Genomic DNA, 25,241 nt, shown 5'->3' on the forward strand with positions numbered 1-25,241 from the left:
GCCTCAGCCGGTGGTGAGCCCGGCCGCCGCTTCGGCGAGCGCGTCGAGGAGGGGTCGCAGCAGCGGGTGCTGCTCGGCCCCTCTTCGTACGGCCGCGAAGACGCGACGGGTCGCCGCGGGGCCCTCCACGGGGCGTACGACCGTCTCCTTCAGCTCCATCCCGCGCAGCGCGGAGCGCGGCACCAGGGCCACGCCGGCGCCCGCGCCCGCGAGGGCGACGACCGCGCGGTAGTCGTCGGAGGAGTGGGTCAACCGGGGCTCGAATCCGGCGAGTTCGCAGGCGAGCAGCATCACGTCGTGGCACGGGTTGCCGGGGTACTGGCCGATCCAGTCGGCGTCCGCGAGGGCGGCGAGTTCCACGGTCGGGGCCTGGGCGAGGGGGTGCCCGGAGGGCAGTACGGCGTCGAAGGGCTCGGCGTAGAGCGGGACGCGGGCCAGGCGGCGGTCGTCCTCGTGGGGCGCGCCCCGGTATTCGACGGCCAGCGCGAGGTCCGCCTCGCCGTCCAGGACCAGGGTCAGGCTCTCGTCGCCCTCGGCGTCGCGGACGTGGATGCGCAGGCCCGGGCGGGTGTCGGCGAGGTCGCGGATCGCGGGGGCCAGCACCTCGGCGATACCCGTCGCGAAGGCGGCGACGGTGACCTCGCCGGCCGCGCCGCCCGCGTAGGCGGCGAGCTCGGCCTCGGCGCGCTCCAGCTGGGCGAGGACCTCGTGGGTGTGGGTGAGGAGGATCTCGCCCGCGGCGGTGAGGCGCACGCCCCGGCCGCTGCGGGTGAGGAGGGCGTACCCGGTCTCCTGCTCCAGCGCGGCGAGCTGCTGGGAGACGGCGGACGGGGTCAGATACAGCGCTGCGGCCGCGGCGGTCACCGTACGGTGGTCCGCCACGGCCCGCAGGATGCGCAGACGGCGGGGGTCGATCACCCGGCCATTGTCGCGCGTGCCTCGATGAACGCCGCCACTGCCCGCTCGACGTCGGCGGTGGAGTGCGCGGCGGAGAGCTGGACGCGGATGCGGGCCTTGCCCATCGGGACGACGGGGTAGGAGAACCCGATCACGTACACCCCGCGCTCCAGGAGCAGCTCGGCCATGCGGGCGGCCTCCGCCGCGTCGCCGATCATGACGGGGGCGATGGCGTGGTCGCCGGGGAGGATCTCGAAGCCGGCCTCGGTCATCTTCGTACGGAAGAGCGAAGTGTTGGCGGCGAGCTTGTCACGGAGGTCGCCCGCGGACTCCAGGAGGTCGAGGACCTTGAGGGAGGCGGCGGCGATGACCGGGGCGAGGGAGTTCGAGAAGAGGTACGGGCGCGAGCGCTGGCGGAGCAGGGCGACGATCTCCGCGCGGGCGGCGACGTAGCCGCCGGATGCGCCGCCGAGGGCCTTGCCGAGGGTGCCGGTGATGATGTCGACGCGGTCCATGACGCCGTGCAGCTCGGGGGTGCCGCGGCCGCCGGGGCCGACGAAGCCGACGGCGTGCGAGTCGTCGACCATCACCATGGCGTTGTAGCGCTCGGCGAGGTCGCAGATCTCGGCGAGGGGGGCGACGTAGCCGTCCATGGAGAAGACGCCGTCGGTGACGATGAGGCGGCGGCGCGCGTCCTGGGTGTCCTTGAGCTGCTGCTCCAGGTCGGCCATGTCACGGTTGGCGTAGCGGTGGCGGCGGGCCTTGCAGAGGCGGATGCCGTCGATGATCGAGGCGTGGTTGAGGGCGTCGGAGATGACCGCGTCCTCGGCGCCGAGGATGGTCTCGAAGACGCCGCCGTTGGCGTCGAAGCAGGAGGAGTACAGGATCGTGTCCTCCTGGCCGAGGAACGCCGAGAGGCGGCTCTCCAGGTCCTTGTGGACGTCCTGGGTGCCGCAGATGAAGCGGACGGAGGCCATGCCGTAGCCCCAGCGGTCCAGGGCGTCCTTGGCCGCGGCCACGACCTCGGGGTGGTCGGCGAGGCCGAGGTAGTTGTTGGCGCAGAAGTTCAGCACGTCGCCGGAGGGGACGGAGACGGTGGCGTTCTGGGGGGTGGAGATGACGCGCTCGGGCTTGAAGAGCCCGGCCTCGCGGATCTCGTCGAGGGTGGCCTGGAAGTCCTCGCGGACGCTGTCGAACATGGGGCTCCTTGGGAAGGTGGTGTGGCGAGGCGTGGGGAATCAGCGCGTGCGGCGGATCATGCCGTCCAGTCCAGAATGATCTTGCCGCAGCGGCCGGTCGCCGCCTCGTCGAACGCCGCGTCGAAGTCCTGGAAGCCGTACCGGTTGGTGATGACCGGGGACAGGTCCAGGCCCCCCTCCAGAAGCACCGTCATCGCGTACCACGTCTCGAACATCTCGCGCCCGTAGATCCCCTTCACGGTGATCATCGACGTCACGATCTTCGCCCAGTCCACCGCGAACTCCTCCGCCGGCAGCCCGAGCATCGCGATGCGCCCGCCGTGCGTCATGTTCGCGACCATGTCGCGCATCGCCTCGGGGCGGCCCGACATCTCGAGACCGATGTCGAAGCCCTCGCGCAGGCCGAGCCGGCTCTGCGCCTCGGCGATCGACGTCTCGGCGACGTTCACCGCGAGCGTCGCGCCCGCCTTGGTCGCCAGGTCGAGGCGGTAGGGGCTGACGTCGGTGATGACCACATTGCGCGCACCCGCGTGCTTGGCGACCGCCGCCGCCATGATGCCGATCGGGCCCGCCCCGGTGATCAGGACGTCCTCGCCGACCAGCGGGAAGGAGAGCGCGGTGTGGACGGCGTTGCCGAAGGGGTCGAAGATCGCGGCGACGTCGAGGTCGACCGGGGACCGGTGCACCCATACGTTCGATGCGGGCAGCGCGACGTACTCCGCGAAGGCACCGTCGCGGCCGACGCCGAGACCGATCGTCGAGCGGCACAGGTGACGGCGCCCGGCCAGACAGTTGCGGCACTTTCCGCAGACCAGGTGTCCCTCGCCGCTGACCAGGTCGCCGACCGCGATGTCGCGCACGTCGGCGCCCACCGAGGCGACCTCGCCCACGAACTCGTGCCCGAGGACGAGCGGGGTGGAGACCGCCTGCTGCGCCCAGCCGTCCCAGGAGCGGATGTGCAGATCGGTGCCGCAGATGCCGGTGCGCAGGACCTTGATCAGTACGTCGCCGGGGCCCGTCTCCGGCTCGGGGACGTCCATGAGCCACAGCCCCGGCTCGGCGTGCTGCTTGACAAGTGCCTTCATCGCGGCGGCTCCAGGCGTGGCGGTGGCGATCAGTGAACAGCACCAATCTGCCGAGTCAGGGCCCCGTCGGTCCATCGAGGTTTTCTTAAGCGGGCCCACAGCGGAGCTTCACACACCGTTTCTCGCACCGCAGCCCGGGAACCTCAGGCGTCGCTCGCACGTCATGGAGTACACCGCGCACTCGTGTCCGATACGAGACCGGAGGTCCACCATGACCACGGCCGCCACGCCTTCCGCGCCCTCCCCCACCCTCACCGCGCTCGCCGTCGCCAAGCGCGCGGGCCGCCGCGCCTGGGCGCTGACCGAGGCGGGCGGCTGGCACGCCGAGACGCTGTGCCCTCCTGGCCTCGACCATCCCCGGGCGCTCCTGGGCGCCATGGAGGTGCTGCTGGGGCGGCCCGCGCTGGTGGACCGCAGCCGGGTCACGCTGCTCTGCAACGACTCGCTGCTCGCCCTGACGCTGACCGAACTCGCCGCGCAGATCCCGTACGTGACCGTATGCGCACCGCAGGACGTGATCGGTGGCAGCCTTCTGCACAGCCGCGCCAGGGAGGCCGCGACGCGCCTGGTGCGCGAGGCCACCGAGCGGCGTCCCGCACTGACCGCCGCGAGCGACGGCTCGCATGCGCAGCACACCAGGGACGGCGGCTGGGCCTGGCTGGCGGAGGACGGTGCGTACGGCTACGGACCCGCGGTGTGCGCCGAGCCGCTGGAGGCCGAACTCATCGGCATCCAGGAGCTGTTGAGGGCCGTGCCGCGCACCCATGACCTCACCGTGCTGTGCGACAGCCGTGCCGCGATCCATCTGGTGGGCGGTCTGCGCCCGGAGCGGCCCGGCGGGCCGTGGCGCACCCCTTCCTCGCGCAGCGCCCGGGTGCACGGGACGCTGCTCGCGATACGCCAGGAGCTGACCTTGCGGCCACCGGTGACACTGCGCTGGGTGCGCGGCCACGACGGCCACCCGCTCAACGAGGGCGCCGACCGGCTCGCGCTGCACGCCCGGCGGACCGCCGGCGCGGGCGTTCCGCCCGCGACGGCTCGTGCGACCGCCGCCGCGATCGCGGCGGAAGCGGTGGCCCAGTGGCAGGAATCAGCGGCCTGAGCGCTGTTGAATCCTGCGCGGCGTGAAGGTCCCGTGAGGGTGGGTTTCCATCAAGTGACGCGAAGTAAAGCGGAAGTGACGGTTCATCACAGCTCTTCCGCTGGGGTCCGTCCGCCCCTCATCCTGGTCCACATGCGAATCACTCTACGCGCGTTGCGCTCCCGTGCCGCCGCCGTCGCCGTCGCCACCGCGGTCGTCGTGGCCCCCTCCGTCCTGGTCGCCACCGAGGCCCATGCCACCGTCAGCGGGACCGTCTGTTACACGGCGCTGCCCTCCCAGGCCCACGACACCCTCGACCTGATCGACGCGGGCGGCCCGTTCCCGTACTCCCAGGACGGTGTCGTCTTCCAGAACCGCGAGGGCGTCCTCCCCTCGCAGTCCACCGGCTACTACCACGAGTACACGGTCATCACGCCCGGCAGTTCCACGCGCGGAGCGCGCCGCATCGTCACCGGCACGAAGACCGCCGAGGACTACTACACGGCCGACCACTACGTCACCTTCCGGCTGGTCGACTTCGGCTGCTGAGCCACGGCTCAGTCGATGATTCCGTCGACGTACACCCACGCACCCTCGTACCGCTCGAAGCGGCTGCACTCGTGGAGCGAGTCCGCCTCGCCGCGGTAGCTCCAGTGCGCCCGGAAGGTGACCGTCCCCTTGGTGTGGAAGCCGGTGCCGTCCGTCGTGGCGAGGATCTCCAGCCGCTGCCACCGCTGTCCGGCGTCGAGCTCGATGACCGGTGGCCGCGTCGTGGGGTGCCAGGTCCGCAGCAGATACGCCGCGTCCCGCACGGCGAAGGCGCTGTAGCGCGAGCGCATCAGCGCCTCGGCCGTGGGAGCCGCGGCCGCACCGGAGTGGTAGCGGCCGCAGCACGAGGCGTACGGGGCGGGCAGTCCGCAGGGGCAGGGCAGCGGGGCAGTGGTTCGGGGCATGGCGGTCATTCTGCCGGGGTCCGGCTACCGCGGGCGCACCGGATCGGGGCGTACGCAGCTGCTCCGCACCTCCAGCGCCGCGCCCTCCCGTGCCGCGTCCAGCAGTGTGAGCATCACATCGAGGACGTGGCGGGAGAGCTCGGCCGAGGCCCGGTGCGGGCGGTCCGCGGCCAGGGCGTCGGCCAGGTCCGCGAGTCCGATGCCACGTCCCGCACCCCGGTAGCCCGCCGCCACGGGCAGCAACTCCCATTCCCCTCCTGCCCGGTGGAGCTCGACCGGTCCGTCGAAGCCGTTGGGGTCGGGGACCGAGAGCGAGCCCTCGGTGCCGTGCACCTCGATGCACGGGAGCCGCGCCGCATGGACGTCGAAGCTCATGACGAGGGTGGTCAGGGCGCCGCCGGCATGTTCCAGGACGCCGGTGACATGGGTGTCCACCTCCACCGGGAAGCGGGTTCCGGCCCGGGGGCCGCTGCCGGTCTCCCGTTCGGTGCGGGTACGCGACGCCGCGCCGGTGACGCGGACGACCGGGCCCAGGACCTGGACCAGGGCGGAGAGGTAGTACGGACCCATGTCGAGCAGCGGCCCGCCGCCGGTCCTGTAGTAGAACTCCGGGTCCGGATGCCAGGACTCCGGTCCCGCCGAGGCCATGAAGGCGGTGGCGGCGACCGGTCTGCCGATCAGGCCGTCGTCGACGGCCGCGCGTGCGGTCTGCGTCCCGGTGCCGAGCACGGTGTCGGGCGCGCAGCCCACCCGGAGCCCGCCCACCCCTGCGGCCGCGAGGATCGCGTCGGCCTCCTCACGGGTGACGGCCAGGGGCTTCTCGCCGTAGACGTGCTTGCCCGCGGCGAGCGCGGCGAGGGCCACCGGGGCGTGCACGGCGGGAACGGTGAGGTTGAGCACCGCGTCGACGTCGGTGCGCAGCAGCAACTCCTCGACCGATCCGGCGGCTTCGGCCCCGGGTATCCGCGCGGCGGCCGTCTTCGCACGGTGCGGGTCGAGGTCCGTCACGGCGGTCAGGCGGACGGTGTCCAGGCGTTCCAGGGTGTCCAGATAGGCCCCGCTGATCTTGCCCGCCCCGACCATGCCGATGTTCAGCGGCTCGCCCACAGCAGTCCCCTCTCGGTGAGTGTCCGCACTTCGGGGACGTCGAAGTCGTCCGGTTTGTGGCCGATGGTGGAGACGAAGACGCGTCCCGCGCCCCAGTTCCGGGTCCAAACCGCGGGCATGGTGACGGGCCGGTCGTGCTCGTCGCCCGCGGGGAAGACGGTGGTGGCGAGGACGTCGATCAGCGGGTCGGTCGACATCCAGTACTGCTCGGTGTGCACACGGAAGTCGCCGAGGCCCGCGACAACGGGGTGGTCGGCCCGTGCGGGCACCGGGCTGACCTCGTGGTCGTGGAATCCCGGCGGATGCATCAGGAACTGGCCGCCGGTCATCCGGTGGTAGCCGAGGTCGCCGCGGAAGGAGTCGACGATCCCGCCGTGCCAGCCGGCCAGTCCGGTACCGGCACGGACGGCGGCGACGAGCCCTTCGCTCTGGGCGGCGGTGATCTCACCCATGGACCAGCACTGCACCACCAGATCGGTGGCGGCGAGGCGTTGAGGGTCGGCGTACACGTCGAGGGTGTCGCTGACATCGATGTCGAAGCCGTGCGAGCGGAGGAAGGGGACGAAGAGCTCGGTGGTCTTCACCGGCTCGTGCCCCTCCCAACCGCCGCGTACGACAAGGGCCCTGCGGATTTCGGAAGTCATGGTTCTCACACTCCCCCCTGAGATCGGCGCCCAACCGGCCGGCAGGACCCCGCTCAGGCTCCGACGACGCCGTCGATGCCCTCGCGGAGGAAGTCGGCGTGGCCGTTGTGGCGCGCGTATTCGTGGATCATGTGCAGCATCACCAGGCGGAGCGACACGTCCTCGTCCCACTTCTTGTTGTGGCCGGTGACGTCGAGGGACTCCGCCTCCTTCTCGATACGCCGGGAGTGCTCGACCTCCGTCTCCCAGGCGGCGAACGCCTCGGAGCGCGTGGAGGCTTCGGCGTCGTACGCGACCTGGTAGTCGTTCTCCGGCGACCAGACGAGCGTGATGTCCTCGCCGTTGATCACCTTGCGGAACCAGGTGCGCTCGACCTCGCACATGTGGCGCACCAGGCCGAGAAGCGTGAGCGTCGAGGGCGGCATGGACCTGCGCCGCAGATCGTCGTCCGAGAGCCCCTCGCACTTCATGGCCAGGGTGGCCCGGTGGTAGTCGAGGAAGGTGCGCAGCGTCTCGCGTTCGTCGCCGCGCAGGGGCGGTCCGATCCGGTTGTCCGGGATGTTGTCCGTCATGGGGCGCGATCATACGGAGCGTGTCCGGACGCACCCGTGGGCGCCCTGGTCGTCCAGGGCGCCCCCGGGCTCACGAGGTGCGCCGCCCCCGTCCCCACGGTGCGGCGCCGGCAACCTTCGTCCCGCTCGAACGAAGGCAGCCTGTTCTAGGGGGACTTGGTGAGTCCCAGCGCGGGAAAGAGCGCGCTCTCGATGAAGCGGGTGAGGTAGGCCGCGTCGGCGTTCTTGCCCTCCAGCATCGGCCGGGCGCGCATCGCGCCCATCAGCTGGGCCGCGACGAACTCCCTCGCCGGGTTGTCGGCCGCGATCTCGCCGCGTTCGACGCCCCGGGCCAGCATCGCGTCGAAGGCAGCCGCGGCCGGCACGATCAGCGCCTCGCGCAGCGCTTCCATCAGCTCCGGGTTCTGCAGGGCGGCCTGGCTGACCGCGTGCATCAGCGGGGTGTCGTGCCCGGCGTCGGCGCCGAGCGCCTGGGCCACCTGGCGCAGATCCCCGGAGAGTGTGCCGGTGTCGATGTCCGCGATGGTCGCCGCCTTGCTCCCGCGCAGCGCACACGCCACCAGCTGGGGCTTCGTCCCCCACTGCCGGTAGAGCGTGGACTTGCCGCAGCGGCTGAGCGCGGCGACGCCCTCCATGGTCAGCGCGTCGTACCCGCCCTCCCTGAGGAGGGTGAGCACCGCCTCGTAGAACTCCTGCGCACGCTCGGGCGTGATCTTGGAGCGCGACGACGTGATCGCGGAGTCCTGGGGCGACGGCATGAGCTCTCCCTTTCGGTGTGACGAGCAGCATCGATACGCCAGTGTACCGATACGCCGCCGTATCGGTACACTGGCGTATCGATACGGCGTGGAGTGACGTCTTGTCGATCTATCGATGACGGAATGCAAAGGGGCACGGGTGATGCACGCCCGACATGAGCCTGCCGAAAGGGAGACGGACACTTCTGCCCGCCCGCCCCTCGTGCGCGAGCTGCTGCTCGTCGCCGGACTCTTCCTGGTGTACAAGTTCGGCAGGCAGGCTGCCAATGGTCATGTCGACGAAGCCTTCCGCAACGCCGGACATGTGTGGAACGCCGAGCGCATCCTGCACCTGCCCGGCGAGGGCGGGGTGCAGGGCATGCTGCTGCACAGCGACGCGCTGATACACGTGGCGAACACGTACTACGCGACCGTCCACTTCCCGGCCACCCTCGCCTTCCTGGCCTGGCTGTACTGGCGCCGGCCGGTCTTCTACACCTCGGCCCGGCGGGTGCTCGCCGCACTGACCGGTGCCGCGCTCGCACTCCACCTCCTGTTCCCGCTCGCACCGCCGAGGATGCTCGCCTCGGCACATCTGGTCGACACGGCCCAGGTCTACGGTCCCTCCGTGTACGGGGCCGACCCGGACACCGACTCGATGGCGAACCAGTTCGCGGCGATGCCCTCGCTGCACTTCGGCTGGGCGCTGATGGTGGCCATAGGCCTGATCGTCGCGACCCGCTCGCGGTGGCGCTGGCTGTGGCTGCTGCACCCGCTGATGACGCTCCTGGTGGTCGTCGGCACCGCCAACCACTACTGGCTGGACGCGATAGCCGCGACCGCCCTGCTGGGCATCGCGCTCGCGGTCTTCCGCCTCCCGCGCACCGATTCCTCCCTACGCGATGAGTCCGGGCCCCGGCGCGAGTCCGAACTCGTGCATGGACCCGTACCCGAACCCATCCGCGAACTCGCAGCATCGGGAGGCGCACGATGAACGCCACCGTCACCGCCGTCGTCCTCTCCCTGCTCTCCGCTGTCGGTTACGCGACCGCCGCCGTCGCCCAGGAGCGGCTCGCCTCCCGCACCGCGCCCTCCGCCGGCGTACTGCGCCTGCTCGGGCGCGGCGCCTGGTGGGCGTCGGTCGGGCTCAATGCCGCCGGTGCCCTGCTGCATGTGGCGGCACTGAAGTACGGATCGCTCACGCTCGTCCAGCCGCTCGGCGCCCTCACCCTGGTCGCCGCCGTCCCGCTCGGCGCCCACCTCGCCGGCCGGCGCGTGGGGCGGGGCGAGTGGCGCGGCACCGCGCTCACCCTGGCGGGGCTCGGCGCGCTGCTGCTGACCGCGAGCGGCCACGCCCCCGAGAACACCCTGGACGTCCCCCAGGCACTGGGCGTCGCGGTGATCACCATGGCGCTGGTCGTCGGGCTCTCCCGCCGCGGCAGGCACAGCGGACTGCGCCACGCGGCCGCTTCCGGGATCGCCTCCGGAGTGGCATCGGCCCTCACCCAGACCGTGACGGTCTCGGTCACCGACCGCACGGGCCCCCTGCTGACCTGGCAGGTCATCCTGGTGGCCGTGCTGGTCGCGGCCTTCGCCGCAAGCGGTCTGCTGCTCTCCCAGACCGCCTACCGCGACGGTCTGGGCGCCCCGCTCGCCGTCGTCACCCTGGCCAATCCGATCGCCGCGTCGGTCATCGGTCTGACCCTGCTCGGCGAGCACCTCACCGGTGGTATCGAGGGGCTGCTGCTCGCCCTCGCGGGTGCGGCGGCCGCCGTCCGCGGTGTGTTCCTGCTCACGCGGACCGCACCGGCCGGCGTACCGGAAGCACCTGCGCCACTGCCCGAGCCGCTGCCCGAGCCTGCGCCCGCCCTTGCGTATCCGGTTCTCCCAACGATCTCCACCATCCCCGGGCTCCCGGGCATCCCGGTGCAGCGGACGACGTTCCCGCCCCCCGCTTCGGCCCTCTCGCACTCCTCCTCGTCGGCGCCCGGCCACTGACCGGCCGGGCCGCCGGGGGTGAGCGGTCTCAGGCGAGCCGGGTCAGGTCGGCTCGCCCGAGACCGCCGCGCAGGGGCTCCCCTCTCGCGAAACGCTCCGCCTCCTCGACCGCGTAGACACCGAGGCGGAGCACCTCGCTGCCCTGGGCGCCCGCGAGATGCGGGGTGGTCAGGACGTTGGGGAGCGTGAGGAGCGGATGGCCGGCGGGGAGCGGCTCGGGGTCGGTGACGTCGAGGAAGGCGTCCAGCCGGCCCGAGGCGCACTCCCGGGTCAGGGCCTCGGTGTCCAGCAGGCTGCCGCGCGCCGTGTTGACGACGGTGCCGCCGTCCGGGATCAGGGCCAGCATCCGCGCGTTCAGCAGCCGGTGGGTTTCGGGGAGTTCGGGGGCGTGGATGCTCACCACCGAGCTGCGGCTGCACAGTTCGTCGAGGGGGACCAGTTCCGCGCCCCATGCCGCGGCTTCGCGCCCGGTGACGTACGGATCGGTCAGCAGCAGCCGGTGGCCGGTGTCCGATGCGGCGAGCCGGGCGAGTACGCCGCGGCCGATGCGCGAGGCGCCGATGATGCCGACCGTACGGCCGTCCGCGCCCTCCCGCTCCGAGAACGCGGGCCAGGCCTGCGCATAGTGCGCGGCCGCGGGCAGGGCGCGCTTCGAGGCGAGGGTGATGACGGCGACGGTGTAGTCCACGACGGGGCCCGCGTTGGCGTCCGCGGCCGAGGAGACGAGCAGACCGCGCTCCCACACCGCGTCCGTGACCAGGCGCTTGACCGACCCCGCGGAGTGGACGACCGCCTGCAGCCGGGGTGCCATGACCAGGACGTCCGCGGTCAGCGGCGGGCAGCCCCAGCCGGTGATCAGCAGCTGTGTGTCGGCCAGGACCGCACGGGCCTCTCCTCCGGTGAGCGATCCGGTCAGCGTGACATCCGCCAAGTCGGCGCAGCGCCGCAGCCGTTCACGCAGTCCGGGCGGGAAGACCGCCCGTGCCACGTCAAGACCCATGGCCAGCGCGGTGGTTGGTCGGTCGGCCACGAATGCCCACTCTCTGTCTGTAACCGTTTCCACAACAGTGCAGGAGGCTAGAGCGATTTCTCGCATGAGGTCAAGAGAAGTAAGGACGCGAAGGGTTGACCGCCTCATGTAACCGCTTTAGATTCCTCGCACCTTGACCCGACGACGGAAGGGTTGCCGTGCCCACGGTGACAGAGAATCGAACCGGCGGTGGGGCGGTGAAGCCACCCATCGAGCGCACAAATCCACCGAACTCCCCTGATTCATCAGGGAGTCACCGGTGGAAGCGTTTCCAGTCGAGCCGGACCCTGGTCCTGCTGATGCTCCCGGGACTCGCGTACTTCCTGCTCTTCCACTACGGCGCCTTCATCGGCAACGTCGTGGCCTTCAAGGAGTACGTGCCGTTCGACGGCCTCTGGGCCAGCCCCTGGGTCGGCGCCGAGAACTTCAGCCGGATGTTCGGCGACCCCGACTTCTGGCACGCCACCTGGAACACCCTGGCCATCGCCCTGCTCCAGCTGGTCTTCTTCTTCCCCGTACCCCTGGCCGTCGCCCTGCTGCTGCACAGCCTCACCTCGGACCTGCTGCGGCGCTTCGTCCAGTCCGTGGTCTATCTGCCGCACTTCCTGTCCTGGGTGATCGTGGTCGCCCTGTTCCAGCAAGTCCTCGGCGCGACAGGCCTGTTGAACAGCGTCCTCGGCGACGCCGGACTGCACTCGGTCGACATCATCGGCAACCCCGACGCGTACCGGCCGCTCGTCGTCGCCCAGGTCATCTGGAAGGACGCGGGCTGGGGCACGATCATCTTCCTCGCCGCCCTGATGCAGGTCGACGAGCAGAGTTACGAGGCCGCCGCCATCGACGGCGCGGGCCCCTGGCGCCGGTTCTGGCACGTCACCCTGCCGTCCATCAGGCCGGTGATCGTGCTGCTGCTGATCATGCGGCTGGGCGACGTGCTGTCCGTGGGCTTCGAACAGATGCTGCTCCAGCGCTCCACGGTGGGCCCCGGAGCGGGCGAGATCCTCGACACCTTCGTCTTCTGGCAGGGCCTGGTCGGCGGCGACACCGGCTACGCGGCCGCCGCCGGGCTCTTCAAGGGCGTCGTCGGCGCGGCCCTCGTCTTCGCGGCCAACAAGGTCGCGCACCGGCTCGGAGAGCAGGGGATCTACCGATGACCACCGCAGTTCGCCCTGTACGCCCCGTACGACACATACGGCCCGTTCGCCCCGCCTGGTCCGAGAAGCCGAAGCCCGTCACCCAGGCCGGCAAGGCGATCGCCATCGCCGCCCTGCTCCTCCTGGTCCTCGTCCCCTTCCTGGTGATCATCTCGACCAGCCTCGCCTCCAACCAGGAGGTCGTCGACAACGGCGGCTGGGTGCTCTGGCCCGCCCACCCCACCACCCGCGCCTACGAGCAGATCCTCGACGGCGGCATCGTCACCAAGGCGCTCGGGGTGAGCGTCGGCGTCACCTTCTTCGGGACGCTCTTCTCGCTCGCCTGCACGACGTTCCTCGCGTACGCGCTGAGTCGCCCCAAGGTCTTCGGCGCCAAGCCGGCACTGATGCTGATCCTCTTCACCTTCCTCTTCCCGCCCGGCATGATCCCCGCCTTCCTGCTGGTCAAGGGGATGGGGCTGCTCGACAACTACGCGGCCCTGATCGCCCCCGTCCTCATCAACGTCTTCAACCTCGTGGTCCTGCGCGGCTTCTTCCAGGGCATCCCCGAGGAGCTGTACGAGGCAGCCCGGCTGGACGGCGCGGGCGACTGGCAGACGCTCTGGCGGATCGTGCTCCCGCTCTCCAAGGCGGCCCTCGCGGTCGTCGGCCTCTTCTACGCGGTGAGCTACTGGAACGCCTGGTTCCATGCCTCGATCTATATGAACTCCGACCACTGGCCGCTCCAACAGGTGCTCCGCACCTACGTGATCGGCGGCGCACAGATCGCCGACACCGGAGCGAGCGAGGCCGGCATGGTCTCCGCCCCGCAGACGACGCAGATGGCGGTGCTCGTCATCGCGACCGTTCCGATCCTGATCGTCTATCCCTTCCTGCAGAAGTACTTCACCAAGGGCGTGCTCACCGGCGCCATCAAGAGCTGACCCACCCGCACCTCCCCCTCCCCGCCCCAGAGCCGACTCGAAGGGTCCACCTCGCCATGCCCTCTTCCTCTCTCTCGCGCCGCACCCTGCTGCGTTCCATCGCCGCCGGCGGCGCCGCGATCGCCGCTCCCTCCGTACTGACCGCCTGCTCCACCGGCTCCGGGGACCGCAAGGTCAGCAACTCCGGTACGAAACTGGCCCCTTGGCCCGCCTTCGTGGCCGCACCCGTACCGAAGCCCGATCTGGCGCCGACCACCGCCGGAGTGCAGGCCGGGTACACCCGCTACCCCGACAAGCTGGTCAAGGCGGTGGCCGAGAAGCCCGGCAAGGGCGAGAAGATCAAGGTCATCACGATCACGTACGGCACCCCGCCCAAGCCCGCGTCGCAGAACGCGTACTGGGCCGCGGTGAACGAAGCCCTGGGCGTGGACATCGAGTTCACCGTCGTACCCGACGCGGACTTCGACGCCAAGATGGCGACCGTGATCGCGGGAGGCGACCTGCCCGACATCATCAATGTCGGAGGCGGCCACGTCCTGCCCAGCAAGGAGCAGTTCGTCCGGGCGCGCTGCGCGGACCTCACCGAGTTCCTGTCGGGCGACGCGATCAAGGAGTACCCCAACCTCGCCAACATCCCCGGCTACTCCTGGCAGGGTCTGGGCCGGATCGCGGGCCGCCTCTACGGTGTGCCCATCGAACGCCCGAAGCCGAACGAGGCCATCTTCATCAACCGCACCGCCTTCGACGCGCACGGTTACAAGCCGGGGATGTCCGCGGAGGACTTCGCGGAGGTGGTGAAGGAGGCCTCCGGCGCACGGAAGTTCGCGCTCGGCTCCTCCATGTCGACCATCTACGGGCACAAGACGCACGCCCTGTGGCACGGCGCTCCCAACGAGTGGGAGATCAAGGGCGGCAAGGCCACCGACATGTACGGCACGGAGCAGTTCAAGGCGATGCTGGAGTACCTGGTCGCCAGGAACGGCGACAAGGTGTTCTACCCGAGCGCCTCCTCCACCTCCACCGTCGACATCAAGACCCTCTTCTACAACGGCACCCTGCTCTCGATGTCCGACGGTTTCGCCGGCTCCCTGCTCCCGGCCCAGCAGGGCATCAAGGGCGCGTACGAACTCGACGTCCTGACCCCGTACACCGTGAGCGGCGCCACCACCAACTACCAGCAGAACACCGGCTTTTTCGGCGGCACGTACTTCAAGAAGGCCTCGAAGGACCGCATCAGGCTGCTGCTGCGGGTCCTGGACTGGCTGGCCTCGCCGTTCGGCTCCGAGGAGTACCAGCTGATGCATTACGGCGTCGAGGGCACCCACTTCACCCGCGACGCGTCGGGCAGCCCCATCCTGAACTCGCTCGGCCTGGTCGAGAACAACATCAACGTGCCGTTCAAATACCTCTGCGACGCCCCCACCGTGCTCTACGTCCCAGGCGACCCCGAGCTCACCAAGCGCGTGCACGCCTGGGAGCAGAAGGTGATGCCGATGATGAAGCCCAACGACAGCGCGGGCCTGATCTCGGAGACGCTCAGCAAGCACGGCGCGACCCTCGGCCAGCTCCTCAAGGACGGCACCACCGGCATCATCTCCGGCCGCGGCAAGCTCTCCGACTGGGACTCGGTCTACAAGAAGTGGCGCAATCAGGGCGGGGCCAAGGCCGCAGACGAACTGGTGAAGGAGTCCGAAGCGGCCCGCTGACCAGCGGGTGGCAAGATGGCTCCGGGCGGCGGACGCGATACAAGGGAGCAGTGGTGGGGGAACGGGTCACCATCCGTGATGTGGCGGCGCGTGCCGGAGTCTCGGTGGCGACCGCCTCCCGGGTGCTGTCCGGTTCCCATGCGACCTCACCCGGCGCCCGTACGAAGGTGCTCCGCGCGGTCAAGGACCTCGACTACGTCATCAATCCGCACGCCCGCGCACTGGCCGGGACCGGACGCAAGACCGTCGCCGTCCTCATCTCCCAGGTCACCAGCCCTTTCTACGCGAAGGTCGCCCAGGGCGTGGAGGAGGAGAGCGCGAAGCGCGACCGCCTCTGTCTGGTCTGTACGACGGGCGGCGACCCGGCCCGCGAGCTCGCCGTCGTACAGATGATGCGCGAGCAGGCGGCCGAGGCGGTCGTGCTGGTCGGCGGCGTCGCCGAGGACGCGGAGTACCGGGCGCGGATGGCGCAGTACGCACAGGCGCTCGCGGCGGCCGGTTCGCGTCTGGTGCTGTGCGGGCGGCCCGCGCCCGCGCCCGATCTGCCCGCGATCGTCGTCGAGTACGACAACGAGGCGGGCGCCCGCGCCGTCACCAGCCATCTGCTGGGGGCCGGTCACCGCGAGATCGTGCTGCTGGGGTACAAACCGGGGCACACGACGGGCGACGCGCGGGTCGCCGGATACCTCAAGGCCCTTGCCGACCACGGACTTCCGCCGTCGGCGGCCCGGCTGCACGGCACGCAGTTCAGCCGGGCCGCCGGGTACGAGGTGATGCGCGGCCTCCTCGACGCGAGCGGCGGGCGGCCCGACTTCACCGCGGTCGTCGCGGGTGACGACGAGAGCGCGGCCGCGGCGATGCGCGCCCTGCAGGAGCGCGGGCTGCGGGTGCCCGAGGACGTCTCGGTCGTGGGGTACAACGACGACCCGGTGGCCGCCGAGGTCACCCCGCGGCTGACCACGGTGCACATCCCCGCCGAGGAGTTGGGGCGGACCGCGGTCCGCCTCGCCCTGGACGGGCCGCCTGTCACCGGACCCGAACGGCATGTCCTGGGCACGCACATCGTGATCCGCGAGAGCGTCAGGCCGCTTCCGCGCATCTGACGCGTACACGCCCCCTTGTTGACGGCCGCACTCTGTGCCATACATGGTCCAGACCATTCCTGCCGGACTTCCCGTCGGTCTCCCCGTCGGACGGAGGCATACGCGTGCGCCGCATCCCGACCACCGCCGTTGCCGCGCTGGGCCTGCTGCTCGCCGCGTGCTCCGCGAAGCAGCCCGACACCCAGAGCCCGCCCGCGCCGGGCGGGGTGACCGCGCAGGCGAGCAGCGCCACTTCGGCCCATGTGATGTGGGGGCAGGCAGCGGAGAGCGACGGCGTCACCCGCTACGACGTCTACCGGGCGGGCATCAGGGTCAAGACCGTCGGTGCCACCACGACCATGGTCGACATCGGCGGACTCAAGGCCTCGACCGCGTACACCTTCACCGTGCGCGCCCTGGACGCGGCGGGCAACGCCTCGCCGCCCAGCAGCCCCGTCCCGGTGACGCTCCCGGCGCAGGTCCCCGACGACCACAAGGCGCCCACCGCGCCCGGGAGTCTGCGGGTGCGGGCCGACGGGGCGCGGGCCGCGACGCTGGAGTGGGGGGCCGCGCGGGACAACGTACGCGTCACCTCGTACGACATCTACCAGGGCCAGTCGAAGATCCACACCGTGGGCGGGAACGCCACGGCGGCGCACCTCACCGGACTGCGCCCGGCGACCGTCTACACCTTCACCGTGAGGGCCAGGGACGGCGCCGACAACGCCTCGCCGCCGAGCCCGTCGGCCGACCTCACCACCGGACCCGCCGCCGGCCAGGGCCCCAGCACCGAACCCACCGCGTTCACGGCGACGGCGCGCACCAAGGACGGTGAGCGGGGTGTCGAGCTGGCGTGGACGGTGCCGCGTACGGGCGGCGAGGTGAAGGAGTACCAGATGTATCTGGACGGGCGGCTCACCACGACCATCGCCTGGGGCGCCGACGCACCGCAGAGCCGGGCGGCGTACCGCTTCGTGGTGCAGGACAAGCCTGGCACCCGGTACGCGGTGAAGATCCGCGCCCAGCTCCCGGACGGCGACTGGGGGACCTTCTCGGCCGAGCGGACCGTCGTCGTGCGCTAGTGGGCCCAGAGGCCGCGGACATGGCCGATGTGACGGGTGATCACTTCGCGTACGGCCTCGGTGTCGCGGGCCAGCAGCGCGTCGAGCAGCTCGATGTGCTCCTGGCCCGAGGCCTCCAGGCGGCCGTGCTTCACCAGCTCGGTGAGGCCGAACAGACGGGCCCGCTTGCGGAGATCACCGACCACATCGACCAGGTGGTCGTTGCCGGAGAGGGCCAGCAGACCGAGGTGGAAACGGGTGTCCGCCTCGACGTACGCGATCAGATCGCCTTCCGCCGCCGCAGTGACGATCGCCTCCGCGACCGGGCGCAGCGCCTCCAGGGCCCCCGGATCCGCGGTCTCCGCCAGGGCGATCGTGGTGGGGATCTCGATCAGCCTGCGGATGTGGGTGTACTCGTCGAGCTGCTTCTCCGATACGGCCGTGACCCGGAACCCCTTGTTGGGGACGGTGTCGACCAGACCCTCCTTGGCGAGGTCAAGCATCGCCTCGCGCACGGGTGTCGCGGATACCCCGAAGCGGGCGGCGAGGGTAGGCGCCGAGTAGACCTCGCCCGGCAGGAGTTCGCCCGCGATCAGCGCGGCCCGCAGGGCATCGGCGACCCGCTCGCGGAAGCTCTCCCGCCTGCCCCCGAGCACCGGCAGCTGAGGGGCGGGGGAAGCGGTGCGGTTGCGGGTCGCGGCCATCGGGGGCCTCCTTGCGGCAAGGTCGCGTACTGCATGAACTGATGGTCATTATGCGCTGCTCAGAGCAGGAATCCGGCCGGGAAGGGGTCGGTCGGATCGAGGAGGTACTGAGCCGTGCCGGTCACCCAGGCGCGTCCGGTGATGCTCGGGAGGACCGCGGGCAGACCGGCCACCTCGGTGGTGCCGGTGAGCCGTCCGGTGAAGGAGGTCCCGATGAAGGACTCGTTGACGAAGTCGGTGTCCAGGGCGAGTTCACCGCGGGCGTGCAGCTGCGCCATGCGCGCGCTGGTGCCCGTACCGCAGGGGGAACGGTCGAACCAGCCGGGGTGGATGGCCATCGCGTGGCGCGAGCGCGCGGCGTCGGATCCGGGGGCGAGCAGGGCGACGTGGTGGACGCCGTGGATGGCCGGGTCCTCGGGGTGTACGGGTTCCTCCTCCAGATTGATGGCGTCCATCAGGGTCAGCCCGGCGGAGAGGATCTCGTCCTTGCACTCGCGCGAGAAGGGGATGGCGAACTGGTCGAGCGGGAGGATCGCGTAGAAGTTCCCGCCGTACGCCAGGTCGTAGGTGACGGTGCGCCCGTCGGGGAGCACGGCCTTGCGGTCGAGGGCGACGGAGAAGGAGGGGACATTGCGGAGGGTGACGGAGAGCGCGGCGCCGTCCGCGACGGCGACCTCGGCGACGACCAGACCGGCGGGGGTGTCGAGACGGATGGTGGTGACCGGTTCGACGACCGGGACCATGCCGGTCTCCACCAGGACGGTCGCCACGCCTATGGTGCCGTGGCCGCACATGGGCAGCAGCCCTGAGACCTCGATGTAGAGGACACCGAAGTCCGCGTCGGGGCGCGTGGGCGGCTGGAGGATCGCGCCGCTCATGGAGGCGTGGCCGCGCGGTTCGTACATCAGGAAGGTGCGGAGCTCGTCCATGTGCTCGATGAAGTGGGCGCGCCGCTCCATCATGGTGGCGCCGGGGACGACACCGACACCGCCGGTGATCACCCGGGTGGGCATGCCCTCGGTGTGCGAGTCCACCGCGTGCAGGACGCGCTTGCTGCGCATCAGCGGAGCCCTTCCGCGAGGGCCTTCTCGGTGGCGGCGCGGACCGTCTTCTCCTGCTCGGGCAGGAGCGGGACGCGTGGCGGGCGGACCGGGCCGCCGTGCCTGCCCGCGATGTCCATGGACAGCTTGATGGCCTGCACGAACTCGACCTTGGAGTCCCAGCGGTGCAGCGCGTGCAGCTGACGGTAGAGCGGGAGGGCGGTGGTGAGGTCGCCCGCCATGGCCGCCTTGTAAAGGGCGACGGTGGAGTGCGGAAGAGCATTGGGGTAGCCGGAGATCCAGCCCTTGGCGCCGCCGGTGGCCAGTTCCAGGAGTACGTCGTCGGCGCCAACCAACACGTCCAGTTCCGGGGCGAGTTCGGCGATCTCGTAGATGCGGCGCACGTCGCCGGAGAACTCCTTCACGGCGTGGATGTGTCCGGCCTCGTGGAGCCTGGCGAGCAGTGCGGGGGTCAGGTCGACCTTGGTGTCGTGCGGGTTGTTGTACGCGACGATGTCGATGCCCGCCCCGGCGACCTCGGCGTAGTGCGCGAGGACGGAGCGTTCGTCGGCCCGGTACGCGTTCGGCGGCAGCAGCATCACCGAGGCGCAGCCCGCGTCGCGCGCCTGCTCCGCCCAGCGGCGGGCCTCGGCGGATCCGTAGGCGGCGACGCCGGGCATCACGCGTGCGCCGCCGACGGCGGCCACGGCGGTCTCGACGACCCGGGTGCGCTCCGCGTCGGTGAGGACCTGGTACTCGCCGAGCGAGCCGTTGGGGACCACTCCGTCGCAGCCGCTTTCGACCAGCCAGCGGCAGTGTTCGGCGTAGGCGTCGAAGTCGACGCTCAGATCGTCGCGCAGGGGCAGGGCGGTGGCGACGAGCACCCCGCGCCAGGGGTAGGTTTTCACGGTGCCGTTCATGTGAACTCCCTTTTCGGGCAGGTGGGTTGTCCGGATTCGGCGAGTACGCCCAGGGGTACGGGCCGGGCGAAGGGGCGGCGGGCGGTCTCCTCGGGGCAGCCCGCGACACCCGCGACCCCGGGGGCGCAGACCCGTCCCTGGCACCAGCCCATGCCGGCGCGGGTGAGGAGCTTGACCGTCCGCAGATCGCCGGCGCCCAGGCCGTCGACGGCCTCGCGGACCTCGCCGGCCGTCACCTCCTCGCAGCGGCAGACGACGGTCTCGTCGGTGACGGCCCGCGGCCAGAGCGCGGGCGGCGCGTACATGGTGTCGAGTGCGGCGGAGAAGGTACGCAGCCGGGTGCGGACGCGCACGGCGGCGGACCGGCCGCGGGCGTCGGGGGCGGCACCGGACAGCCGGGCCGCGACGGAGTGTCCTGCGATCTCCCCCTCGGCCAGGGAGAGCGCCGCTCCCCCGATGCCGGTGGCCTCGCCCGCCACCCATACGCCGGGGACGTCGGTGCGCTGTTCGCCGTCGACGGCGACGGCCGCTCCGTCGAGTGTGCAGCCGAGCGCCCCGGCCAGGTCGGTGTGCGGCAGCATGCCGTGGCCGACGGCAAGGGTGTCGCAGGCGATGCGCCGCGCGGTGCCGGGCCTGATGCGCCCGTCCGCGTCGAGAGCGGCAACGGTGACGGCTTCGAGGCGGTCGGTGCCATGCGCCCGCACCACGGTGTGGCGGGTGCGGACGGGGACCCGGTGGCGGACGAGCGCGGCTGCGTACCGCGCACCCTCGGCGAGCTTCGCGGGGTTGCGCAGGAGTGTGGAGGCGTGCCGTACAAGGGACTTGGGGTCGGCGGACTCCACGTACGCGACGATCCGCGCGCCCGCGGCGGCGAGCGAGGCGGCGACCGGCATCAGCAGCGGCCCCGTCCCGGCGACGACGGCGCTACGGCCCGGCAACACGAGGCCGCCCTTGAGCATGGCCTGCGCGCCGCCCGCGGTGACGACGCCCGGCAGCGTCCAGCCGGGAAACGGCAGGACCTTCTCGTACCCCCCAGTGGCGAGCAGGACGGCGTCGGCGGTGACGGTGTCGGGCTCGGCCTGTTCGGTGCCGGTGAGCGCGTGCACGGTGAAGCTGGGCGGGTGCTCGGCGAGTGTGGCCCCAGCCGGTTCGTCGCGGCCGGGATCGCGGGTGACGCGACCCTGCGTGAGCAGGGCTCCGGATCCCCGGGCCGGCATGCGGACGGCCTGAACCCGTTCCACGCACCACACATGACGGTCCGCCAGGTGCTGTATGCGGCCCGCCGCGACATGGGCCTGCAGCCTCGCGTCCAGCGCCTTCCACGTCCCCCACGCATGGTGCAGCGCCTGCGGGCGCCGTGCTCCGAGGGCGGCTGCCGGCCGGCGATAGAACTGGCCGCCGGTCTGCGGGGCGGCGTCCAGGATCGTCACCCGTACGCCCGCGTCGGCTGCCGTCACGGCAGCGGCGATCCCCGCCGGGCCCGCGCCGATCACCGCGAGGGTGGGGTGTTCAGCGATGGTCGTCATGACCCGTCCCCTCCTGTGGCGTGATCACGTCGCCCGATACGGCCGGGCGGAGACAAGCCCGCTGATTAGGGCTCCCGTTGACGGTCACCAGACAGTCGAAGCAGACGCCGATTCCACAGAAGACACCGCGCGCCTCGCCCGTCCTGCGGGTGGTGCGCCAGGAGGTGATACCCGCCGACCAGAGCGCGGCCGCCACCGTCTGGCCGGGCAGGACCCGGATCGGGCGGCCGTCGAAGGTGACGGTGTACGCGGGTCCGGGATCGGCCCGTACGAGATCGAGAGGGGTACGCCGGTCTCTCACCTCTGTCGCTCCTCTGCGGGGAATCGGTCGGGACGGAACGGGTGGAGGTCCAGGTCCGGGGTCGCGCCGGTCAGCGACTGGGCGATCAACAGGCCTGTTCCCAGGCTGAGTCCGATGCCCGCACCCTCGTGTCCGCAGGCGTGGTGGAGCCCGGGCAGCCGGGGGTCGGGGCCGATCGCCGGGAGGTGGTCGGGCAGATACGGGCGGAAGCCCAGATAGCCGCGGATCGCCCGCGCCTTCTCCAGTACGGGAAAGAGCGCGGTGGCCTGGGCCGCCAGGATCCGGGCGGCGGGCAGTGAGAAGGTGCGGTCGAAGCCCACGCGTTCACGGGTCGCACCGATCAACACCGGCCCTGCGGCCGTGGATTCGACGACGGCCGAGCTCTGCAGCGCGGCGGAGTCGCTGGCGACGTCGGCCACGTAGTCGGCGTCGTACACCTTGTGGCGGACGGTCCCGGCGGGCAGCGGCTCCGTCACCAGGACGAACCCGCGGCGCGGCAGCACCGGGAGGTTCACCCCGGCGAGGGCGGCGAATTCGCCGCCCCAGGTGCCCGTGGCGTTGACGACCGCCGGAGCATGGATGTCGCCGCCGTCGGTCCGCACCCCCGTCAGCCGGCCGTCCGCGCCGCGCAGTACGCCGGTCACGGAACACGCCGTACGGAGTTCGGCCCCGGAGCGGCGGATCAGGTGTGCGGCCGCGAGGGTGGGCATCACCTGGCAGTCCTGCGGGTAGTACATGCCGCCGCCGAGCCCTTTCGCCAGGTGCGGTTCCAGTTCGTGCAGGGCGTCGGCGGCGACCGGCAGCGCCTCGACGCCCCGGGCGCGCTGCCCGGCCGCGAAGGTCTCCAAGGCGCGCATGCCGTCCGGGTCCGAGACGACCATCAGCCCGCCCTTGGGCTCGAACTCGATCGCCTCGGCCAGGCCCGGCTCCCCGGCGACGTCCTTCCACAACCGGCCCGAGTACAGAGCGAGTTGGAGCTCGGGCCCCGGTTCCTTGTCGGAGACCAGCAGATTGCCCTCGCCCGCTCCAGTGGTGCCGCCGGCCACGGGGCCACGGTCGACGACGGTCACCCGCAGGCCGGACCGGGTGGCGTAGAAGGCGCAGGCCGCACCCACCATTCCCGCTCCGACGACCACGACGTCGCAGGTCAGTCGATTGCTCACATCAGTAATATGTCACATGGTTCCCTTGCGCCCAAGGGGTCGTAGGGTGGATTCCACAGCCTCGCCCCCGACGCCGAAGCGACGATGAAGGAGCCCCGGTGGCCCGCAAGAACCGCCTCTACCCCTCCGTGCCCGACGAGCTGGCCGCGCTGATGCGCAAGGACTGGGCCGACACGGAGCTCCATGACATCGGCCCCGTGGAGCAGGCTCCGTACGCCGCCGCCCGCCGTGCCGCACTCTCCGCCCGCTTCCCCGGCGAGCGCCTGCTGATCCCGGCCGGCCGCCTCAAGGTCCGCTCCAACGACAGCGACTACCCCTTCCGTCCGTACAGCGGCTACGTCCATCTCACCGGCGACCAGAGCGTCGACGGCCTCCTCGTCCTGGAGCCCGCCGAAGGCGGCGGCCACGACGCCCACTGCTTCCAGCTCCCGCGCTCCTCCCGCGAGGACGGCTCCTTCTGGCTCGGCGCCGAGGCCGAACTCTGGGTCGGCCGCCGCTACTCCCTCGCCGAGCAGGAGCGCCGCCTGGGCATGCCCGCGCACGACGTGCGCGAGGCCGCCGCCGAGCTGGCCGCGCTCCCCGAAGCCCCCACCCGTATCGTCCGGGGCCACGACGCAGCGCTGGAGGCCGCGGTCGCCACCGACGCCGGGCGCGACGAGGAGTTGGAAGAGGCGCTCTCCGAGCTCCGGCTGGTAAAGGACGCGTGGGAGATCGGCGAGATGCGCGCGGCGTGCGATGCGACGACCAGCGGATTCACCGATGTCGTCAAGGAGTTGGCGCATGCGGTGGCCACCTCCGAGCGCTGGCTGGAGGGCACCTTCTTCCGCCGCGCGCGCGTCGAGGGCAACGACGTCGGTTACGGCTCGATCTGTGCGGCCGGCGAGCACGCCACGATCATGCACTGGGTACGCAACGACGGCCCGGTGCGCCCTGGTGAACTCCTGCTCCTCGACGCGGGCGTGGAGACGAAGACCCTCTATACGGCCGACGTCACCCGCACCCTCCCGATCTCCGGGACCTTCTCTCCTCTCCAGCGCAAGATCTACGACGCGGTGTACGACTCCCAGCAGGCAGGCATCGACGCGGTCCGCCCCGGCGCCCCGTACCGCGCCTTCCACGAGGCCTCGCAGCGGCTGCTCGCCGAGCGTCTCGTCGAGTGGGGCCTCCTGGAGGGCCCACCGGAGCGGGTGTACGCACTGAATCTGCAGCGCCGCTTCACCATGGCGGGCACCGGTCACATGCTGGGCCTCGACGTGCACGACTGCGCCGAGGCCCGCAACGAGACGTATGTGGACACCGTCCTGGAGCCGGGCATGGTCCTCACCGTCGAGCCGGGCCTGTACTTCCAGGCGGACGACCTCTCCGTACCCGCCGAGTACCGCGGGATCGGCGTGCGCATCGAGGACGACATCCTGGTGACCGAGGACGGCAACGAGAACCTGTCGGGCGCACTCCCCCGCAGGGCCGCCGACGTCGAGGCATGGATGGCGGGTCTCCAGGGCGTCCCGATCGCCCCCTGAGGCCGCGCCCAACCCGCCCCGAACCAGCGGGAATTAGCCAAAACTGACCGATAGAGGGTTGCGAAGGTTTCATCGATCTGCTGACGGGTGAGGGCTGGTGCCACTCAGGCGCTCCGGCCCTCACCATCGACGCCGAAGAGGCGAACGAAGTCCCAACTGTCCCACTGAGGTACCTGGTTAAGCTTGTTCCGGACAGCGAGTGGTCAATTTCAGTCAGAGAATAGAAAGTTACTCGGTAAACGATGAACGGACATGGGCATATACGCTCCAGTGCATTGCCAGGCATCGTCGCCCGAGGAGGCTGACCATGACCGTCGCTGACACTCTGGACGAGCCGACTCCGGACACGCGGGCACCGACCGGCGATCCGGGAGGGGCCGGCTTCAGGCGCCACCGAAGGGTTCTGCCGCGACTGCGGCCTGCGCTGCGAGGAAGACGAACCGGAATGGTTCTCGCCTGATCGGCAGCCACCCTCCGCACAGGCATGGCAAGTTGGCCTCCGTGACCATTCTTGCCACCTTCGTTCCGATCCGTCGACCACCTGAGTGCACAACCACGCCATGTTGTACCGCTTTTGACGATTCCACCACCCAGGCCCCCTGTTCAGACGAACACATGAGCGGTGTACTAGATATATGCGGCGGCCACCAGCCTCCAACAACCGGTGCAGTGCAACGAGTTGGTGGTGACCCCGCCCCGCCCCGGACCCCGGCGACAGGAACGTGCCCGATGAGCGCTCCGACACGTGACCGCCTCGGCGGCACGGCTCCGGCCCCGCATCGGGTCCCCTTCTCTCCCCGGGGCGCGCTCGTCATCGACGCCGGGCCCCCGACGTACG

25 protein-coding genes are annotated in these 25,241 nt (G+C 71.1%); 10 read left to right on the forward strand and 15 right to left on the reverse strand.

What is annotated here, in order from left to right:
• Positions 1 to 3: 3 nt before the first annotated feature.
• Genes AB0H78_RS05085 through tdh form a run of 3 tightly spaced genes read right to left on the reverse strand, consistent with a single transcriptional unit; the run spans position 4 to position 3,181 of the window.
• Positions 4 to 918, reverse strand: coding sequence for a LysR family transcriptional regulator (locus tag AB0H78_RS05085; RefSeq protein WP_363232853.1), 915 nt, complete (start codon positions 916 to 918; stop codon positions 4 to 6).
• Entirely contained in the window at positions 915 to 2,096 is a 1,182-nt protein-coding gene (locus tag AB0H78_RS05090; RefSeq protein WP_363232854.1) for a glycine C-acetyltransferase, read from the reverse strand. Before AB0H78_RS05090 ends, AB0H78_RS05085 begins: the two co-directional genes overlap by 4 nt.
• 56 nt (positions 2,097 to 2,152) lie before the next feature.
• A complete protein-coding gene (gene tdh, locus AB0H78_RS05095) occupies positions 2,153 to 3,181 on the reverse strand; it encodes an L-threonine 3-dehydrogenase (RefSeq protein WP_363232855.1) in 1,029 nt (342 codons plus the stop codon).
• 211 nt (positions 3,182 to 3,392) lie between these two features.
• Here tdh and AB0H78_RS05100 point away from each other — a divergent pair, with 211 nt between their 5' ends.
• Complete coding sequence (locus AB0H78_RS05100; RefSeq protein WP_363232856.1) at positions 3,393 to 4,283, forward strand: RNase H family protein; 891 nt, start codon at positions 3,393 to 3,395, stop codon at positions 4,281 to 4,283.
• Between the two features lie 132 nt (positions 4,284 to 4,415).
• Positions 4,416 to 4,811, forward strand: coding sequence for a ribonuclease (locus AB0H78_RS05105; protein WP_363232857.1), 396 nt, complete (start codon positions 4,416 to 4,418; stop codon positions 4,809 to 4,811).
• An 8-nt stretch (positions 4,812 to 4,819) separates the two neighbouring features.
• Here the strand turns inward: AB0H78_RS05105 and AB0H78_RS05110 are convergent, their stop codons facing one another.
• From AB0H78_RS05110 to AB0H78_RS05130, 5 genes are all read right to left on the reverse strand, one after another.
• The gene (locus AB0H78_RS05110) at positions 4,820 to 5,215 is read right to left on the reverse strand and encodes a YchJ family metal-binding protein (protein WP_363232858.1); all 396 of its coding nucleotides are present in this window, start codon (positions 5,213 to 5,215) and stop codon (positions 4,820 to 4,822) included.
• Between the two features lie 24 nt (positions 5,216 to 5,239).
• Complete coding sequence (locus tag AB0H78_RS05115) at positions 5,240 to 6,322, reverse strand: Gfo/Idh/MocA family oxidoreductase (protein ID WP_363232859.1); 1,083 nt, start codon at positions 6,320 to 6,322, stop codon at positions 5,240 to 5,242.
• Entirely contained in the window at positions 6,307 to 6,966 is a 660-nt protein-coding gene (locus tag AB0H78_RS05120) for a ThuA domain-containing protein (RefSeq protein WP_363232860.1), read from the reverse strand. The genes AB0H78_RS05115 and AB0H78_RS05120 overlap by 16 nt, the downstream gene beginning before the upstream one ends.
• A 53-nt stretch (positions 6,967 to 7,019) precedes the next feature.
• Positions 7,020 to 7,538 carry a DinB family protein gene (locus tag AB0H78_RS05125; protein ID WP_363232861.1) on the reverse strand — a complete coding sequence of 173 codons (519 nt, stop codon included), beginning with the start codon at positions 7,536 to 7,538 and terminating at the stop codon, positions 7,020 to 7,022.
• Between the two features lie 146 nt (positions 7,539 to 7,684).
• Positions 7,685 to 8,296: a TetR/AcrR family transcriptional regulator C-terminal ligand-binding domain-containing protein gene (locus tag AB0H78_RS05130; RefSeq protein WP_363232862.1), complete on the reverse strand. Its 612-nt coding sequence runs from the start codon at positions 8,294 to 8,296 to the stop codon at positions 7,685 to 7,687.
• A 142-nt stretch (positions 8,297 to 8,438) separates the two neighbouring features.
• Between AB0H78_RS05130 and AB0H78_RS05135 the strand changes: the two genes are divergently transcribed.
• Together AB0H78_RS05135 and AB0H78_RS05140 are read left to right on the forward strand one after the other, a co-directional pair.
• Positions 8,439 to 9,269, forward strand: coding sequence for a phosphatase PAP2 family protein (locus AB0H78_RS05135; protein ID WP_363232863.1), 831 nt, complete (start codon positions 8,439 to 8,441; stop codon positions 9,267 to 9,269).
• Entirely contained in the window at positions 9,266 to 10,273 is a 1,008-nt protein-coding gene (locus tag AB0H78_RS05140; RefSeq protein ID WP_363232864.1) for a DMT family transporter, read from the forward strand. The genes AB0H78_RS05135 and AB0H78_RS05140 overlap by 4 nt, the downstream gene beginning before the upstream one ends.
• Before the next feature lie 28 nt (positions 10,274 to 10,301).
• On the opposite strand, the gene AB0H78_RS05145 is transcribed toward AB0H78_RS05140, so the two are convergent.
• Complete coding sequence (locus AB0H78_RS05145; RefSeq protein ID WP_363232865.1) at positions 10,302 to 11,303, reverse strand: hydroxyacid dehydrogenase; 1,002 nt, start codon at positions 11,301 to 11,303, stop codon at positions 10,302 to 10,304.
• A 299-nt stretch (positions 11,304 to 11,602) separates the two neighbouring features.
• On the opposite strand from AB0H78_RS05145, the gene AB0H78_RS05150 reads away from it, so the two are divergent.
• The 5 genes from AB0H78_RS05150 to AB0H78_RS05170 all read left to right on the forward strand — a co-directional run bounded on the left by AB0H78_RS05150 (position 11,603) and on the right by AB0H78_RS05170 (position 17,250).
• Entirely contained in the window at positions 11,603 to 12,457 is an 855-nt protein-coding gene (locus tag AB0H78_RS05150) for an ABC transporter permease subunit (RefSeq protein WP_363232866.1), read from the forward strand.
• Positions 12,454 to 13,380: a carbohydrate ABC transporter permease gene (locus AB0H78_RS05155; protein WP_363232867.1), complete on the forward strand. Its 927-nt coding sequence runs from the start codon at positions 12,454 to 12,456 to the stop codon at positions 13,378 to 13,380. Before AB0H78_RS05150 ends, AB0H78_RS05155 begins: the two co-directional genes overlap by 4 nt.
• A gap of 56 nt (positions 13,381 to 13,436) precedes the next feature.
• Positions 13,437 to 15,086: an extracellular solute-binding protein gene (locus AB0H78_RS05160; protein WP_363232868.1), complete on the forward strand. Its 1,650-nt coding sequence runs from the start codon at positions 13,437 to 13,439 to the stop codon at positions 15,084 to 15,086.
• Between the two features lie 53 nt (positions 15,087 to 15,139).
• Positions 15,140 to 16,189: a LacI family DNA-binding transcriptional regulator gene (locus tag AB0H78_RS05165; protein WP_363232869.1), complete on the forward strand. Its 1,050-nt coding sequence runs from the start codon at positions 15,140 to 15,142 to the stop codon at positions 16,187 to 16,189.
• 104 nt (positions 16,190 to 16,293) lie between these two features.
• Positions 16,294 to 17,250: a fibronectin type III domain-containing protein gene (locus AB0H78_RS05170; RefSeq protein WP_363232870.1), complete on the forward strand. Its 957-nt coding sequence runs from the start codon at positions 16,294 to 16,296 to the stop codon at positions 17,248 to 17,250.
• Here the strand turns inward: AB0H78_RS05170 and AB0H78_RS05175 are convergent.
• Genes AB0H78_RS05175 through AB0H78_RS05200 form a run of 6 tightly spaced genes read right to left on the reverse strand, consistent with a single transcriptional unit; the run spans position 17,247 to position 22,883 of the window.
• The gene (locus AB0H78_RS05175) at positions 17,247 to 17,933 is read right to left on the reverse strand and encodes a GntR family transcriptional regulator (RefSeq protein ID WP_363232871.1); all 687 of its coding nucleotides are present in this window, start codon (positions 17,931 to 17,933) and stop codon (positions 17,247 to 17,249) included. The two genes, AB0H78_RS05170 and AB0H78_RS05175, sit on opposite strands and share 4 nt — an antisense overlap.
• Before the next feature lie 59 nt (positions 17,934 to 17,992).
• Positions 17,993 to 18,994 carry a proline racemase family protein gene (locus tag AB0H78_RS05180; RefSeq protein WP_363232872.1) on the reverse strand — a complete coding sequence of 334 codons (1,002 nt, stop codon included), beginning with the start codon at positions 18,992 to 18,994 and terminating at the stop codon, positions 17,993 to 17,995.
• Positions 18,994 to 19,893 carry a dihydrodipicolinate synthase family protein gene (locus AB0H78_RS05185; protein ID WP_363232873.1) on the reverse strand — a complete coding sequence of 300 codons (900 nt, stop codon included), beginning with the start codon at positions 19,891 to 19,893 and terminating at the stop codon, positions 18,994 to 18,996. The genes AB0H78_RS05180 and AB0H78_RS05185 overlap by 1 nt, the downstream gene beginning before the upstream one ends.
• A complete protein-coding gene (locus AB0H78_RS05190; RefSeq protein ID WP_363232874.1) occupies positions 19,890 to 21,419 on the reverse strand; it encodes an NAD(P)/FAD-dependent oxidoreductase in 1,530 nt (509 codons plus the stop codon). The genes AB0H78_RS05185 and AB0H78_RS05190 overlap by 4 nt, the downstream gene beginning before the upstream one ends.
• On the reverse strand, positions 21,403 to 21,720 hold the full coding sequence (locus tag AB0H78_RS05195; protein ID WP_363232875.1) for a (2Fe-2S)-binding protein: 318 nt from the start codon (positions 21,718 to 21,720) through the stop codon (positions 21,403 to 21,405). The genes AB0H78_RS05190 and AB0H78_RS05195 overlap by 17 nt, the downstream gene beginning before the upstream one ends.
• Positions 21,717 to 22,883, reverse strand: a complete 1,167-nt coding sequence (locus AB0H78_RS05200; protein WP_363232876.1) for an FAD-binding oxidoreductase — start codon at positions 22,881 to 22,883, stop codon at positions 21,717 to 21,719. The genes AB0H78_RS05195 and AB0H78_RS05200 overlap by 4 nt, the downstream gene beginning before the upstream one ends.
• Before the next feature lie 152 nt (positions 22,884 to 23,035).
• Here AB0H78_RS05200 and AB0H78_RS05205 point away from each other — a divergent pair, with 152 nt between their 5' ends.
• Positions 23,036 to 24,403: an aminopeptidase P family protein gene (locus tag AB0H78_RS05205; RefSeq protein WP_363233426.1), complete on the forward strand. Its 1,368-nt coding sequence runs from the start codon at positions 23,036 to 23,038 to the stop codon at positions 24,401 to 24,403.
• Positions 24,404 to 25,241: the final 838 nt, after the last annotated feature.

It is taken from the genome of Streptomyces sp. NPDC050738 (genome assembly GCF_040654175.1).
GTDB lineage: Bacteria > Actinomycetota > Actinomycetes > Streptomycetales > Streptomycetaceae > Streptomyces.

Bases quoted from the DNA above. Each gene is read 5' to 3' on its own strand.
- AB0H78_RS05110 (WP_363232858.1), bottom strand. From the start codon at position 5,215: ATGCCCCGAACCACTGCCCCGCTGCCCTGCCCCTGCGGACTGCCCGCC.
- AB0H78_RS05135 (WP_363232863.1), top strand. From the start codon at position 8,439: ATGCACGCCCGACATGAGCCTGCCGAAAGGGAGACGGACACTTCTGCC.
- AB0H78_RS05190 (WP_363232874.1), bottom strand. From the start codon at position 21,419: ATGACGACCATCGCTGAACACCCCACCCTCGCGGTGATCGGCGCGGGC.
- AB0H78_RS05175 (WP_363232871.1), bottom strand. From the start codon at position 17,933: ATGGCCGCGACCCGCAACCGCACCGCTTCCCCCGCCCCTCAGCTGCCG.
- AB0H78_RS05180 (WP_363232872.1), bottom strand. From the start codon at position 18,994: ATGCGCAGCAAGCGCGTCCTGCACGCGGTGGACTCGCACACCGAGGGC.
- AB0H78_RS05130 (WP_363232862.1), bottom strand. From the start codon at position 8,296: ATGCCGTCGCCCCAGGACTCCGCGATCACGTCGTCGCGCTCCAAGATC.
- AB0H78_RS05105 (WP_363232857.1), top strand. From the start codon at position 4,416: ATGCGAATCACTCTACGCGCGTTGCGCTCCCGTGCCGCCGCCGTCGCC.
- AB0H78_RS05150 (WP_363232866.1), top strand. From the start codon at position 11,603: ATGCTCCCGGGACTCGCGTACTTCCTGCTCTTCCACTACGGCGCCTTC.
- AB0H78_RS05120 (WP_363232860.1), bottom strand. From the start codon at position 6,966: ATGACTTCCGAAATCCGCAGGGCCCTTGTCGTACGCGGCGGTTGGGAG.
- AB0H78_RS05185 (WP_363232873.1), bottom strand. From the start codon at position 19,893: ATGAACGGCACCGTGAAAACCTACCCCTGGCGCGGGGTGCTCGTCGCC.
- AB0H78_RS05155 (WP_363232867.1), top strand. From the start codon at position 12,454: ATGACCACCGCAGTTCGCCCTGTACGCCCCGTACGACACATACGGCCC.
- AB0H78_RS05140 (WP_363232864.1), top strand. From the start codon at position 9,266: ATGAACGCCACCGTCACCGCCGTCGTCCTCTCCCTGCTCTCCGCTGTC.
- AB0H78_RS05160 (WP_363232868.1), top strand. From the start codon at position 13,437: ATGCCCTCTTCCTCTCTCTCGCGCCGCACCCTGCTGCGTTCCATCGCC.
- AB0H78_RS05100 (WP_363232856.1), top strand. From the start codon at position 3,393: ATGACCACGGCCGCCACGCCTTCCGCGCCCTCCCCCACCCTCACCGCG.
- AB0H78_RS05090 (WP_363232854.1), bottom strand. From the start codon at position 2,096: ATGTTCGACAGCGTCCGCGAGGACTTCCAGGCCACCCTCGACGAGATC.
- AB0H78_RS05125 (WP_363232861.1), bottom strand. From the start codon at position 7,538: ATGACGGACAACATCCCGGACAACCGGATCGGACCGCCCCTGCGCGGC.
- tdh (WP_363232855.1), bottom strand. From the start codon at position 3,181: ATGAAGGCACTTGTCAAGCAGCACGCCGAGCCGGGGCTGTGGCTCATG.
- AB0H78_RS05205 (WP_363233426.1), top strand. From the start codon at position 23,036: ATGCGCAAGGACTGGGCCGACACGGAGCTCCATGACATCGGCCCCGTG.